The organism is uncultured Maribacter sp. (assembly GCF_963977385.1).
Lineage (GTDB): Bacteria > Bacteroidota > Bacteroidia > Flavobacteriales > Flavobacteriaceae > Maribacter.
In genome coordinates, this window is sequence record NZ_CAXBOU010000006.1 from 62,599 (window position 1) to 77,352 (window position 14,754).

Annotated in this window: 10 protein-coding genes; 4 read left to right on the forward strand and 6 right to left on the reverse strand. The window is 32.1% G+C overall.

The genetic code is table 11. The annotated features are described in order from the left end of the window. Positions 1-156: 156 nt before the first annotated feature. The 3 genes from pafA to AAC084_RS08560 all read right to left on the reverse strand — a co-directional run bounded on the left by pafA (position 157) and on the right by AAC084_RS08560 (position 5,642). Positions 157-1,752, reverse strand: coding sequence for an alkaline phosphatase PafA (pafA, locus tag AAC084_RS08550; RefSeq protein ID WP_339839515.1), 1,596 nt, complete (start codon positions 1,750-1,752; stop codon positions 157-159). Positions 1,753-2,430: 678 nt separating this feature from the next. Beyond that, positions 2,431-5,076: a cation-transporting P-type ATPase gene (locus AAC084_RS08555; protein WP_339839518.1), complete on the reverse strand. Its 2,646-nt coding sequence runs from the start codon at positions 5,074-5,076 to the stop codon at positions 2,431-2,433. A gap of 131 nt (positions 5,077-5,207) precedes the next feature. After that, positions 5,208-5,642 (reverse strand): Hsp20/alpha crystallin family protein, encoded by a 435-nt coding sequence (locus AAC084_RS08560; RefSeq protein WP_339839521.1) that lies wholly within the window; start codon positions 5,640-5,642, stop codon positions 5,208-5,210. A 686-nt stretch (positions 5,643-6,328) separates the two neighbouring features. On the opposite strand from AAC084_RS08560, the gene AAC084_RS08565 reads away from it, so the two are divergent. Beyond that, on the forward strand, positions 6,329-7,846 hold the full coding sequence (locus AAC084_RS08565; RefSeq protein ID WP_339839524.1) for a M20/M25/M40 family metallo-hydrolase: 1,518 nt from the start codon (positions 6,329-6,331) through the stop codon (positions 7,844-7,846). Between the two features lie 22 nt (positions 7,847-7,868). On the opposite strand, the gene AAC084_RS08570 is transcribed toward AAC084_RS08565, so the two are convergent. Both AAC084_RS08570 and AAC084_RS08575 read right to left on the reverse strand, forming a co-directional pair. Next, positions 7,869-8,648 carry a hypothetical protein gene (locus AAC084_RS08570; RefSeq protein ID WP_339839526.1) on the reverse strand — a complete coding sequence of 260 codons (780 nt, stop codon included), beginning with the start codon at positions 8,646-8,648 and terminating at the stop codon, positions 7,869-7,871. 396 nt (positions 8,649-9,044) lie between these two features. After that, a complete protein-coding gene (locus tag AAC084_RS08575) occupies positions 9,045-10,847 on the reverse strand; it encodes a hypothetical protein (protein ID WP_339839763.1) in 1,803 nt (600 codons plus the stop codon). A gap of 521 nt (positions 10,848-11,368) precedes the next feature. On the opposite strand from AAC084_RS08575, the gene AAC084_RS08580 reads away from it, so the two are divergent. The 3 genes from AAC084_RS08580 (at position 11,369) to AAC084_RS08590 (ending at position 13,379) form a co-directional block, all read left to right on the forward strand. Then, the gene (locus AAC084_RS08580; RefSeq protein ID WP_339839529.1) at positions 11,369-12,244 is read left to right on the forward strand and encodes a helix-turn-helix transcriptional regulator; all 876 of its coding nucleotides are present in this window, start codon (positions 11,369-11,371) and stop codon (positions 12,242-12,244) included. A gap of 113 nt (positions 12,245-12,357) precedes the next feature. After that, on the forward strand, positions 12,358-13,068 hold the full coding sequence (locus AAC084_RS08585) for a pirin family protein (RefSeq protein WP_339839532.1): 711 nt from the start codon (positions 12,358-12,360) through the stop codon (positions 13,066-13,068). Next, the gene (locus tag AAC084_RS08590; protein ID WP_339839535.1) at positions 12,993-13,379 is read left to right on the forward strand and encodes a GNAT family N-acetyltransferase; all 387 of its coding nucleotides are present in this window, start codon (positions 12,993-12,995) and stop codon (positions 13,377-13,379) included. Before AAC084_RS08585 ends, AAC084_RS08590 begins: the two co-directional genes overlap by 76 nt. Positions 13,380-13,678: 299 nt before the next feature. Here the strand turns inward: AAC084_RS08590 and AAC084_RS08595 are convergent, their stop codons facing one another. Then, complete coding sequence (locus AAC084_RS08595) at positions 13,679-14,710, reverse strand: AI-2E family transporter (protein WP_339839538.1); 1,032 nt, start codon at positions 14,708-14,710, stop codon at positions 13,679-13,681. Between the last annotated feature and the right edge of the window lie 44 nt (positions 14,711-14,754).

Here is a 14,754-nt window from a genome sequence, read left to right on the forward strand (position 1 = left end):
GTAGTAGATTCACCTGTGGCTACCCAACAATCGATCTAATTTTAATAGGATATGAATGAACAAATACACATAGGGTATCTATAAATGGGCACTCTCCTATAATCACTTCTGCAACACTTCATTGTTACCCACATTGCGATTTATATCAAAAAATAGTTAATCAGTGATCTCGGTAATCACCTTTCCGATGCTTCCACTGGGTTGTTGTATGTTCAATAATGCCGCAATGGTGGGAGCAATATCCGTCATCCCTACCAACCTGTGAGTTTTACCTGGGCGTATTCCTTTTCCCATCCAAACAAGTGGAATATGAGCATCATAAGGGTTCCAATCCCCATGGGTAGCCCCTGTTCGTGATCCACTTTTCCATCCCGTAGATTTAACAATTACGATATCTCCACTTCGCTTGGGGTTATATCCATTAATCAACATGGTCTTTATAGGCTCTGGATAGGCTGCTGATCCTAGGTTTTCATTTATAAATGCCGTTTCAATACCAGGAACCATCATTAATTGGTCTTTAATATAATTGGCGGCTGTAATCTTATCAATTCCAATTTTAGAAAGCACGTCATAATTCATGTATAATTGATAACCAGATCTAGCCTGAATAATACCCGGAACTCCAAACTTTTTCTCCAAATTCTCGTCCAAGTTTATAAAAACGTCATCGGTCAAAACCCCAGTAGGAATGTTATGTTCTTCTAAATATCCCGGAGAATGATTTGCCCCATGATCTGCCGTAATGAAGAAAAGAAAACCATCCTTACCATATTGTTTATCTAAATAATTAAAAAGGTCTTCCAAATCCCTATCTAACCTTAAATAGTTGTCTTCTACCTCAATTGAATTGGGTCCATAGGCATGACCAATTTTATCTGGACTAGAAAGGCTAATGGCTATCAGATCAGTAAAATCACTTTGACCTAACTGGTAGCCTTCAATGGCCGCTTTGGCAAATTCTAAAGTCCAGGTATTACCAAACGGAGATCTTCCTACTGAAGGTTTATGAGGAAATACCGACTTTTTTTCATCGCTATAAACCGTTTCATAATCCTTATCATCCTTATCACTTAACACATATGTATCTATAGGATAAAGAGTTTTCCAGCCCTTAGGCATAAATATTTTACCCCAATCTTTTTCGTTGAACTTCTTAACCCAACTTGGCAACATATTCATATAATATGTGTTAGTTGTGAATTTTCCGGAATCCTCCCAAAAAGCTGCATTTGCAGTATGCCCACCAGGAAGAATGGCTCCTCTATCTTTAATAGATATTCCCACCACTTTACTTTGATAATTGGTAGCGATTCGCAATTCATCCCCAATAGTAGTGGTAAGAAGATTACGGGGAGATTTATTCTGTTTGGAACTCCCTCCCAACCCTGTTACAGTAGAATCCTCCACATTGGAAATTTCACGTCCCCAAGAACGATCATACCAATCGTTCCCTACTATACCATTAATTGCCGGAACCGAACCTGTGTAAACCGAAGCATGGCCGGCAGCTGTAACTGTAGGAGCATGCCTAATCATCGTATTTTCGCAACTGAAACCTTGCTCCAGTAGCCGTTTAAATCCACCATCTCCATATCTATCTTGGTATTTATACAGATAATCCCAACGCATCTGATCTACCATTAGGCCAACAACTATTTTTGGCTTGTTTGCAGAATTAGTTTGAGCCACACATTGATGGGAAATTAAATGTGCTGTAATTATTAAAAGAAAAAGTACTATTTTTTTCATGATTTGATTTTTGAAAAATGGTATATTAAATGTTACGTTTTACTTTAATAGTAAATGGTTGAGATGAATACGTTTTATACTATATCAAAACTATCTTCTTTTTTAATTAAAATCATGTAGTATCTTATTGAAAACCTATATTTTTTTGATGATTCCTAAAGAGATTGTAAAAATTTGACATTTTAAATTAAAATACCTTTAGAAATATTATAACACATTTATATAAACGTTATTAAAATAGATCTGCAATACTTCAAAATAAGGTTGCAAGGTCTATTAAAAAACAGTTGAGTTTCAATAAAAAAAAAGTGAATAAACAACGATTTTAGGCTAAAACCCGAGACTTCCAATCCATTGTAAGTTTCATATTTATTAGGTCGTAACTGTCGAAAAGCAGACCATAATTGAGGTTAGATCCAGCTTTTGATTATTTTTATATTCTAAAAAAAAAGAATTTTCGTAATGATTCGGATGCAATGTTTCTGACAAAAAAAGCTTCGAAAAATATAATATTTCTTATTCCCTTATTTCTTCATTGCTCTGTACTATTAATATCCTCCATTATTTATATATTTCAATAAGTCTATAAATTTATTACGTCTCAAACAATTATAGAATGATATAGGGTATCTAGAATCATTTTAGTTTCTAGAATTACTAGAGTATATATTTGATAGATTAGAATGTACCTCCCAAACGCTTTATAATCTGCGATAAAGCCAATGAACCCAATGCAAATATAAATACCAAGCCAATTTGTTCAATCGATAACTCGGTTAAGAAAAGTGCTTTTGCAATAGGTGATATATAATATGCACTGATGGTAATAAATAATGAGAGTATAATAGCCGCCCATACCCAAACACTTTTTATGACTTCGTTATTAAAGAAAGACACATTATTTTCAGCCATATTAAATACGTTAAACAATTGCGCCAAAACCAAAGTATAGAATGCCATATTGTTTATTGTTTTGGCAGATAGTTGTAATACAAAATAAGAATAGGCAGTAATACCTACAACAGCAACCGTAATACAAAGTCCGTAGATAATAGTTGATGACCAGAGTTTAGTCGTCATAATCGGTTCGTTTGCTTTTCTTGGTGGGCGTTTCATTATATCCACTTCACCTTTTCCCATACCAAGAGCTAATGAAGGAAATATATCTGTTACCAGATTTAGAAATAAGATTTGTAGTGGCAGTAAAGGTGCCGGCAAATTAAGTAATGCTGCTAAACCCACAGAAACCACTTCCGCCAAATTACAAGATAGCAGATACACCACAAACTGTCTTATATGATCAAAAACAGCACGCCCTTGACTTATGGCGAGTTCCATGGATGTAAACTTGTCATTTTTAAGAATAATATCGGCAGCCTCGCGCGCAGCTTGCGTTCCTCTAATACCCATAGCAATACCAATATCCGCTTTTCGTAATGCGGGTATATCATTTATACCATCACCAAACATACCCACCACATTTTCATTCTCTTGATAAAGTGTTACCAGTTTTAATTTCTGTTCTGGTGTCACTCTTGCAAAAACCGAAGCATTGAATAGTTTTCCCTTTATTGTTTGATTTAGTTGTTCTTCAAAATGTAAATCTTGACCATGTATAACACTATCTGAAGCTGCATCTTTTGGTAAAACCCCTATTTCTTCAGCAATTTTTCTTGCAGTTCCAGGATGATCACCTGTCATCATAACGACTTTAATACCCGCTTCTTTATAAATTTTTATTGTTGATTTCACATCTTCCCTGGCAGGATCTAAAAATCCAATAACTCCTATAAAAGTTATATGTGATAATAAGTCTTCTTTCTTTATTTGGTTATCATGATTTTTATAGGCAAAAGCTAATACTCTTAGACCCTGAGATGCCATATCATTTACACGATTAAACCATTCTTTTTTATTCTCAAATTTTTGAGCTTTGTTACCTTTTAAGATGGTATCGCAATAATCAATAATGCTCTCAAATGCTCCCTTTACATAAACAGTATAACCGCTATTGTTTTCATTAAATGTCGCCATTAACTTACTAGATGTATTAAAAGGAATTTCTATTTTTTCAGGATTATTTTCTTTAATTTTTTTTAAATTAAATTGTAATTTTTTAGCAAATTGAATAAGTGCGAGTTCAATGCTATCACCTCTCATTTCTTCAGCATTTATAACAACATTATTACACAAAATACTAGTCATTATTATAGCATTAAAAGCTTGTGATTGCTTTATATCACTGAAGTATTCGCTGTGTTTATTTTGAATTTCGCTTAAAATTTCATCCTCAAAAACCAGTGAATGCACTTGCATCTTATCTTCGGTAAGTGTTCCTGTTTTATCAGTACATATAATGTTTGTTGCTCCCAATGTTTCAACTGATTCCATTTGTTTAATGATGACTTGACGCTTAGAGAGTTTTAGCATTCCTCTAGCCAAAGCAATTGTTGCTACTACGGGAAGTCCTTCCGGTATTGCTGCAACAGCAAGTGCTATTGCTGTTTCTAAAATCAATAGCATATCACGGCCTCTTAAATATCCCGTAAAAATTATGAGGATCGTAAAAATTAAGGTGAGCCAAATAAGCCCTTTACTTAATTTATTTAACTTTTTTTCCAATGGTGTTCGTTGCTCTTCAACATCGCTTCCCATTTTCTGAATTTTACCAAGTTGCGTTTGTGACCCTGTGTATATCACGATTGCTTTTGCAGAACCTTGCTCTACCGTAGTACCCTTAAACACCATATTCTTCCTATCGGATAATATGGTGTTTTTACAAAGTGTATTTACTTCCTTATGTATAGCGATACTTTCTCCGGTTAGGCTAGCTTCTTTAACGGTTAAGTTATCTATAGTAATTAATCGTGCATCTGCCGAAACCACATCACCAGCTTCGATTAAAATGATATCTCCAGGAACTACTAACGATGATCTTATTGTTTTAATCTTTCCCTCACGTAAAACCACACATTCTGTAAAACCCATTTGGCGAAGTGCTTCAAGAGAACGAATACCCTGCAATTCCATTACAAAACCAATAGTTATTGTTATTACAACAACCGTAATTATGGCTATAGTCTCTGGTAAATCGTTATTAAAAAAAAATGTAAGAAGTGCCGCTATGGCAAGAATAAAAATAATTGGGCTATTAAATTGGTCTATAAGTATTTTCCATTTTTTCTTAGATTCATTAGAAATGGTCTCATTTCTTCCGTACTTTTTGATGCGTTGCTTAACCTCACTTTCCGTTAAACCGTAATCAATATTACTATTCAACTTTTCTACAATAGTTTTTATGGAAACAGCGAAGGAGTCTAACATAATAGTAGGTATATTAATTATTACCAATACTAGGTGGAAGGTAATTGATTTAAAAACCCTCTTACCAAATCTTTCAATTTAAGTTTTTGGTAAGAGGGTAATTTGAAGAATTTTAAAATAAAAAATACGGATTAAGCAATCTCTACTTTTCTTGGCTTATGATTCTTAGCTTCCTCTTTTTTAAGAAGGTTGAAACTAAGAACGCCATCTTTATATTTCGCCTTAACATCTTCTTCTATTACTGAATCAGGAAGTTGTAATCTTTTCTCGAAAGAGTTGTAACTAAATTCTTGTCGAGTATAGTTATCTTCTTTTTCCTCATTAGAAGTTGAGTGCTCTGCAGAAATATTCAAGCAGCCATCATTAATCGTTACTTCGAAATCTTTTTTTTCAAAACCAGGAGCTGCCAATTCAACCTCAAAGGCATCTTTCGTTTCCTTAATGTTTAAAGCAGGTTCATCAATTTTCTTGTTCCAAAGTTGGTTGCCAGAGAAATCATCGTTACCAAAAAAATCTGATGAGATTAGATTTCCCCAAGGTTTTCTTTTAAATTTTACTAGTGACATAATTATATGATTTTAAGTTAAACATTTGTTTATTAAAACTAAATTACGGCTGTAAAATTTTTTGAGAAATGACCTAGGTCAGACAACTAATTTTTTTATTTTTTACACATATCATTTCAAAAATAATTGAGCGTCCAGTAACTGTAAAAAAAGAAAAAACAACTTTCTAATCTTAGATGCGTAAAACACCAATGATAGCTCTAGCAATAGAAACTTATCCATTTTTCATAATGACAAAGGGCTAGCAACCAATAGTACAAATTTGTAACTTATTTAAAATGGTAGTTTTGGAAAATAGTCTATATAAATCACAGTGTGTATTTAATATAAAAGGAGTCACTTTTAGTGATTTAAACAATTCATTTTTTATTGGGTAATTAGACAATATTTAAACGACCTATCAACTAATTGGTTTTCTAAAAAAGTTCAGTTATGATTTACCAAAATAGCAACATCTCGGTTAAATGATAAAGATTTATGGCCATAAAATATAGATTTAGAAAACATTCTTTACCCGCACTATAAATTATTTAAAATCAGTTTTTAAATTCTTGCTATTTTCAGGCAAGAGAATACTTCTCCAAAATTTCTAAATAAATAAATTATAAACATCAACTTATATCATTCATTAATTTCTGATTATGTTTGAATAATTCAAAATCCATTTTAATTATACCCTACAAAAAATGAAACTAAAGACCATTTTTTTAATTTTAATTCTTCTCCCTGTTTACCTATTAGGACAAAATATTAAGAAAGAAAAGCTACAGTCATTGGCTGAAAAATATTCAAAAAGTTCGTTTCATCAGTTAATTGAAATTTTGAGTATTCCAAATGATGCAAACTTCCCTAGTGATATCGAAAAAAATATTAAATGGTGTGAGAATGCTTTCAATAAAAGAAAGTTCACCACCACGAGGATTGAAACCGAAGGGGCACCATTGTTACTCGCTGAAAGAAAACATAAAAATTCTAAAAAAACAGTCCTAATTTATTTACAATTGGACGGTCAACCAGTAGATAGTACAAAATGGTCACAAAAGAACCCATATCAGCCAGTAATCAAAAAATTAAATCCTGAAGGGGAATGGAAAGAAGTTGCTGATTATGATATAAACTTATATAACGAAGATTGGAGAGTTTTCGCTAGATCTGCATCTGACGCAAAAGGACCCGTGGCAATGTTCCTAGCCTCTTTAGATGCAATTGAAGAATTAAATTTTAGCCCTAATTATAATATTAAGGTTATCATGGACTTTGAAGAAGAAATGGGTTCTCCAAACCTTCCAAAAGCAGTTGTTGATAATACTGAACTTTTGAAATCGGACATGCTAATAATTTTTGATGGTCCTTTGCATGACACCAATAAACCTACACTTGAATTTGGTGCTCGTGGTATTGCAACGGTAACCTTAACAACATATGGCCCAATAGTACCGCAACATAGTGGTCATTATGGCAATTATGCACCTAATCCTGCTCTAGGGTTAGCACAATTACTGGCCTCTATGAAAGACCCTTATGGAAGAGTAGTAATACCAGGATATTACGATGGAATATCAATTGATGAAGAAACTCTTAAAATATTAAGGGCTGTACCCGATGATGAGGATTTTATAAGAAACAAATTACAATTGGGAAGTATTGATTCAGTAGGTAACAGCTATCAAGAAGCCATACAATATCCATCGTTGAATATAAGAGGAATGCAGTCAGGTTGGATAAATGAAGAAGCAAGAACGATTATACCTGCCTGGGCAAGAGCTGAAATAGATATTCGATTAGTTTTAGAATCTGACCCTGAAATATTATTGAAATTACTAAAGAACCATATTGAAAAACAAGGGTACTTTATAACTTCGGAGACACCCACGAAGGAAGAACGAATGAACAACGCAAAAGTAGTATCGTTAACCTATGACTATGCCTATCAATCGTTTCGTACCAATTTCAATACAGATGTTGGTATCTGGCTTAAAAGAGCTCTTAAAAAGGCGTATAATGAAGAAATAATTATGGTGAGAATGGGTGGCGGATCAGTTCCGATAGCTCCTTTTGTAAACACTTTGGCAATTCCTGCAGTTATAGTACCCACAGTTAATATAGACAACAACCAACATAGTCCAAACGAAAATCTAAGAATTGGAAATTATAGAGATGGTATACGCACTATGATAGCAATTCTTACTGAAAAATTAGAATAGATTCATTTATGGCTTCAATCTTTTATATATTTAATGTAAAGCCAAAACTAATATTGGAAGACCGGTTATCCTCTAAAATTGAATTGAAATTGATTACAGAATAATTATATAAAGCGGAAAAACTGATTGTTTTTGTAAGTGGCATTTCGGCTTTGAATTGACTTAAAATTCTATGATTTCCTATATTATTATATAAAGGTTGAAAGTATAGAGTTCCTGTTATATCAAGATTATATTTTTTAAAAGATTGGTTTAATGAGATATAACTACTATTTCTATGATTATAAAATTTTTGGTCGGAAGCCTCAACAGACTCAATTTCATAGATGTAAGAATTACCTAAATAGGCAAGTGTCCCATTTTTAGCAAGAATTTTAAGGCGTAATCCGACACCAATTAAGTTTCTCTCTGATATGGTTAGTTTCTTATTGCTCTGATTTTGCACAAAAGCCTCTAAACGAACTAATTCTGATAACTTCTGATTGAATCTAGCATGCATAAAATAAGAGTTCTGAAAATCTTCATCTTTAGACCTTATTAGATTAACATTACCTATTAAAAAATAAATACTTTTAAGACTCTTTGATTTAAATTGAGTTGTAAGATTAGATCCTATTTGAAGAATATATTCACCATTATTATCCGTATAATTAAAAAGTAAATCGCTATTTAGAACAAACCTGAGAGAATCTGTATGCATGCGTTTAGATTCAATATTCACCAATTGAGCCTGCAAAGAATAGCCAAGCAATACTATTGCAACACATACAATAGATTGTATAATATTCAAGGTAAATTTCATAAACTTTGTTCTATTTTAAATTTTAGAAGGTTAGTCAAAGAAAGCTAAAAGCTTATGGCAAAACTATTACTAAATTTATTCTCTTAAAAGTTTTAGTAAAAGTTACCTGTTATGGTAGATAGGTTTATTTTCTTTAGAATCTTGATAACCATTACCTACCCTAATTAACCACATTGCTAATCAGTTCTTACCATAATGGCTATCTAATGTTAATTGCCAATCAATAAGTCTTAAAAGTATTTATTTTTTTATAGTTGTTTTTAATTAAAGCCACCCAATAATAAATTTCATTTAAAAACCACGTTTTTTCACTGCTATACATACCCAAAATAATAGCCTTTACATTTCTGTAAAGGCTATAAAAACCTAACCTTTAATAAGTATCAATAGCTATGCTTATTCTATTACTGGTATATCAACTGTTATAAGCTCATTCTTATACCATAGCAATTCTTTCTGAATAGAATTATTTTCAGAAACAAAAGACGACTGAAATAAGTCTTGATAATAAGCAATCCCATTGAACAAGTTACTTTTAAAGGCTTCCCATTTCTTAATTTGCTTCGCTGTAACTAGCTCTGAATTGGTTACAATTTCATCTTTTAAGTAATCCACATACATTTTCAATTCTTTGACAAACATATTGGGTCTATTATTAGATGAAAGAACAGATTCATTTCCATAAATATGTTGCATCATTTTAGTAAGCGAAACTTCTTTATCAAAATAAGCAATATTTGGTCCAGGGCAGATAACAACACCTTGCTCTTGACCTTTTATTTTTATATCATTTTCCATGTAAGAAGAATTAGCCAAACCAACACAAAGACAAGACTTTTGGTTTATTTTAGCTTTTGCATTTTCATACATATTCCCCGATAATTCAAGTTTTTTCGCTTCTAATTCTTGTAATTTTACATCTTGATATTTTTTAGAAGCTGTGCAAATACCTTCTGGACCAAATTCTTTACTTAACGCCAAATATTTTTTTGGACAAGAACTTCCGGCTTTGTTACTATCTATACGTTTTTGCTTGTGTATTTCATTAGTAGTACCCTTTATTGTGTTAAAAGGAACTCCTAATGGCGAAATACCACTTAAATACAAATCTTTCTCTTGAGCCTTTATTAATAAAGCCCTAGTTTGTATATCAACAGAGGTAGCTTCAGGTACTAATAAAAATGGGGTTCCCCAACCTACAGAATCAACATTATAATTAGAAAGCAAAAATTCATGTTCATCAGCAATTCCTACGCCGCCTTGTACCGTAATCTTTAAATCTAATGGATGCTCGGGTACTACCATTTTTTTTAGACGTAATGCTTTTGCATAAACATCGAATGTACCTTGTATTAATTCTTCTTTTTTAGTTTTAAACTCTTCTAAAATTGGGCCTAATAAAAAGCCCTCTGTAGCGAAGGCATGTCCACCACAATTTAGACCAGACTCAATTCTGTACTCTGAAACCCAAAGACCTTTCTTTGCTAGAAATTTACCCTGAATGGTTGCTGAACGATAATCACTAACTTTCAGAATAATCTTCTTTTTTAACTGGTTATTCTTATCTGGAAAAAAGTCCTTGAAATTTTCAAAATAACTGTATAACCTTGGGTTCATACCTGCTGAAAGCACAACAGAAGAACTTAAATTACTATTAGCGAAACCACGAAGCGATGCATGTGCATCATTAAATTCTACAGGTAACTGTTCATTTTTAACGTAGTTGTCTTTATCAATTTTTGTCATGATATTCACATCAATGTCTCCTGCAGTTAAATGTGTCTCCAAATAACTTTCAATGCTACCTTTAAGTTCAGAACCCTCATTCAATAAATTGGAAAGTCCTTCCTTAATGCTAGACTTATTAGGTAAAGACGCCATAAAGCTTTCTAATGCTATTTTGCTTTCAGATAACTCTTTTTTAAATTTTGAAAATTTTTCCTTAACAATAGTATCCACTAAATTTAAATAGGAAGTTATCCGTTCGGCACGATAATCATTCGCTTTTTTTGATATTTCTTGATATGGTAAATTAAATTTTTTACTATAAAATGCATTCATTTTCTCTATTAACTCATCGTCTATAATGGAGATAACAGAGGAAATACCATATTGAGCTACACGAATTGGGCTATCAATAGTATATGCTAAACCCATTACTGGAATGTGAAAGGTGTGTGTTGATTTAGGTAAAACCATCATATAATTTTTTAAAAATTAAATAAGTAACAAATGTGACATTTCAAATTCTGCTAAAAGCTGACTTTCATCATAGATTTTAATTTTTATTGAATTAAATTTAGTAGCATCTTGTTAAAATAATATTCATTAACAACTTTACTTTTCAGAATTAAACCTGCAGAAAATTATACTAGGAAATATTTTATTTTATAAAATTAGTAACTAGATTTTGAGATAATGGAGAACATCCAATTCTACCCCAAATTAAAAAGGTCAAGTAATGCTCTTATTGAGGCTTTAGTTAATGAATTAAGTTTCTCTTATATTATAAATATGTGGTTTGTAATAGTCGTAGGTATACTAAATTCAATTAGAAATTGAATTGAAACTTTAGGTATATTTAATTAATCCGCCGAATATTTTGATTCGGCTATTTAAAAATAAATAACAAAAGATTAAGTCTAGTTTTGAATCAAAAAGATGAGTACGCTTTTGGCCAGCACCACTCATAACCAAACCATGACAGGTAATTTAAAAAAATGTGCACTGTTAAAACATATCAAAAAGTAAATTCCGTAAAGGAAAATGTAAGTTTTGGAATATCCAAGATGGAAGATATTTATACCAAAAGAAACGGAAAAGTTGACGAACCACATAGGCACGACTTCTACACAGTTTTAATAATAAATACGGCTAAGGGACTTCATAAAATAGATTTCAATTCATACAATTTAGCAAAGAAACAAATTTTCTTTGTTGCTCCAGGCCAAGTACACCAAGTCATCGAAACTGAAAAATCTATAGGTTTCGTTATGACTTTTTCTAATCAGTTTTTAGTGGAAAACTCTATTCCATTATCATTTATAGCGAGTTTAAACCTTTTTGAAAATTATGGTCAAACGCCACCATTATTGCCAAGTCCAGAACAATTTAGAACTATAGAAAACTATACCAATCAAATCTTTACATTATATACAGGTAATGCCAAAATGAAGCATTTATCTATTGGTGCTTTTTTAAAACTCCTGCTAATAGAATGCAATAACATTTGCGCTATCAATCCTATTGAATCGGATGTTGACACCACTGGAGATAATCTGATACGGAATTTCAAAAGTTTGGTAGATGACAATTACAAAAAAGAACACTCTACAACCTATTACGCCAAGCAACTTCATATTACGCCTGATCATTTAAACCGAACAGTAAAAACCAAAATAGGGAAAACAGCTAAAGAATATATACAATCAAGAATCTTAACAGAAGCTAAAAGATTACTCTATTTCACGAATTTATCCAATAAAGAAATTGGCTACGATTTAGGGTATAACGAACCTGCAAATTTTAGTGCGTTTTTTAAGAAGAACACGCTGTTATCTCCTTCCAACTTCAAAAAGAGAGAAAATGAATTCTAATAACGGATTTTCATAAGTTTACTCCCATTTTTCATATTCCACAGCCTTCTAAACTGTGCCATCTTTGCATTGTAATTAATACATAATTATATATCAAATTAAAACTAAATACAATGAACACAGTAATTCACAAAGAAGAAACAAGAGGAAAAGCAAATCATGGTTGGTTAAACTCAAGCCACACTTTCAGTTTTGCAAATTATCACAATCCAGAAAGAATGAACTTTGGTGTACTACGTGTCTTAAATGACGATCGCGTACAAGCAGGAATGGGTTTTGGAACACATCCTCACGATAATATGGAAATTATTTCAATCCCTTTAGAAGGTGATTTAGAGCATAAAGATAGTCTGGGGAATGTTACCATAATTAAAGAAGGTGATGTACAAATAATGAGTGCAGGAACAGGAGTTACACATTCAGAATACAATAAAAACAAAGACAAAGAAGTTAAATTTCTTCAAATTTGGATATTCCCTAAAGAGAAAAATCTAGCACCGCGTTATGATCAAATTTCTACTAGAGATATTGAAAAAGACAATCAATTTTATCAAGTGCTTTCTCCTAATAAAGACGATCAAGGTGTTTGGTTAAATCAAGATGCTTGGTTTCATATCGGGAAATTTGCAAAAGAAAAATCAGACACCTATACAATCAAAAAAGAAGGTAATGGCGTTTATGTTTTTATTCTTGAAGGCGAGGTAGAAATTAACGACGCAAAATTGTCTAATAGAGATGGTATGGGCATTTGGGATACCGAATCGATAATAGTAAAAGCAACCGAAAATGCACGTGTACTTTTAATGGAAGTACCAATGAACTGATAAGTAAATTTCAATTAAAAAAAATGGAAATACAATTAATAGAAAACCAAACAAAAGGAACTGCAATAGCAACTGAAAATAGCCAAACAGCGGGTAAAATGACCTATTCTATAACTGCTTCTAATTTCATTATAATCGACCATACTGAGGTAGAACCTAACTTTAAAGGTAAAGGTGTTGGTAAAAAACTACTATATAAAATTGTAGACATGGCGAGGGCAAAGCATATAAAAATTCTTCCTTTATGCCCTTTTGCCCATGCCATGTTTAAAAAAATGGATGATATTAAAGATGTTTTAAAAAGCAATTAATTATAGATGCCATTAAAGAATACAAAAAAGACAATTTCATTGTAAAATGAGAATCAAAAAAGTATTTTCATACAAAGGGATTGTATGAATACATTAGCTAAAATGAACAATACTAAGAAATAGCCCTAGATAAAGAATTGAATAAATAAAAGGCTTTAAATAATATTTAAGAAATACTAATACACTCAAACTGAACATGTTTTAAAATTTCATGGGCATAATTTAGAACCTAGAGGACTAGAAACTGTATATACTCTCACCTCATTATTAAAATCATAATCGGTCGCCATTACCAAATTTCATAGATTCACTTCATTCTTAGAGGTTAAACTTCCATATTCTTTGGTATATACCCGTACCATCATTAAAAACAAGCTTATAAGTAATGGACCAAAAATCAAACCTATAAAGCCAAATATGGGTACTCCTATGATTACCCCAATCAACGTAATTAAAGGGTGTACGTCATCTAACTTGTTTAAAACATATACGCGAATTACATTATCAGTAGTACCTACAATGATAATACCATACAATAAGATACCCCAAGCCTGAAAAGTATTGTCATTTGATAATGCTATTAAAAAAACAGGTATGATACCTATAATAGCTCCTATCACTGGCACCATAGATCCTACAGTTACTATTACTGCCCAAAAAAAAGGTTGCTCAATACCAAAGATTAAAAACCCAATTAAAGCAACTACACCTTGAGCGATCGCCACGACAGGAATACCAATGGCATTAGAACGTACTTTCTCCCTTATTTCTTTGGATATCAAACCACTGTACTTTTTTTTAAAGGGAGTATAGGTACCCAAAGTAGCATTTAACTCCTCATTTTTAGTCAACATAAAATATAGTATAAAATACATCATTGCAATAGCAATGACCATATTGACCGAACCACCTAACACACCCTGCAAACCTTCAGACAATGTAGATGATATTTTAGAAGTCTCTATGCTAGAGGTCAATTCAACTCCAAAATGATTTTCCCAAACCCCTATTTTTTGTTTGATCAGGTCAATATAATGTTCAAAATTATTAAGACCCTTACCCACCTTTTTACCTAGCATTAAGCCTACTCCCGCAAAAGGAAGCAAAATGCAAAAAAAAGATACAACTAAAAGAAATAATGCCGCTAAACTCGGACGCCACTTTCTAAGGGTTAATTTCTTCATCGGACCTAATAACAAAATATATAAAGTCAAAGCTCCTAAAAAACCTGAGAGATAAGGAACCAATGACTTAAACAATACGCCACCCATTAGTACAATGAATAATATCATGAATAATTGACGAATAATATCAGCAGGAATAGTTTTCATATTACAATATCTTTAAACAAATATTAACAGCAAGTTACTGACCA

Bases quoted from the DNA above. Each gene is read 5' to 3' on its own strand.
- AAC084_RS08580 (WP_339839529.1), top strand. From the start codon at position 11,369: ATGTGCACTGTTAAAACATATCAAAAAGTAAATTCCGTAAAGGAAAAT.
- pafA (WP_339839515.1), bottom strand. From the start codon at position 1,752: ATGAAAAAAATAGTACTTTTTCTTTTAATAATTACAGCACATTTAATT.
- AAC084_RS08570 (WP_339839526.1), bottom strand. From the start codon at position 8,648: ATGAAATTTACCTTGAATATTATACAATCTATTGTATGTGTTGCAATA.
- AAC084_RS08575 (WP_339839763.1), bottom strand. From the start codon at position 10,847: ATGGTTTTACCTAAATCAACACACACCTTTCACATTCCAGTAATGGGT.
- AAC084_RS08585 (WP_339839532.1), top strand. From the start codon at position 12,358: ATGAACACAGTAATTCACAAAGAAGAAACAAGAGGAAAAGCAAATCAT.
- AAC084_RS08595 (WP_339839538.1), bottom strand. From the start codon at position 14,710: ATGAAAACTATTCCTGCTGATATTATTCGTCAATTATTCATGATATTA.
- AAC084_RS08555 (WP_339839518.1), bottom strand. From the start codon at position 5,076: ATGTTAGACTCCTTCGCTGTTTCCATAAAAACTATTGTAGAAAAGTTG.
- AAC084_RS08560 (WP_339839521.1), bottom strand. From the start codon at position 5,642: ATGTCACTAGTAAAATTTAAAAGAAAACCTTGGGGAAATCTAATCTCA.
- AAC084_RS08565 (WP_339839524.1), top strand. From the start codon at position 6,329: ATGAAACTAAAGACCATTTTTTTAATTTTAATTCTTCTCCCTGTTTAC.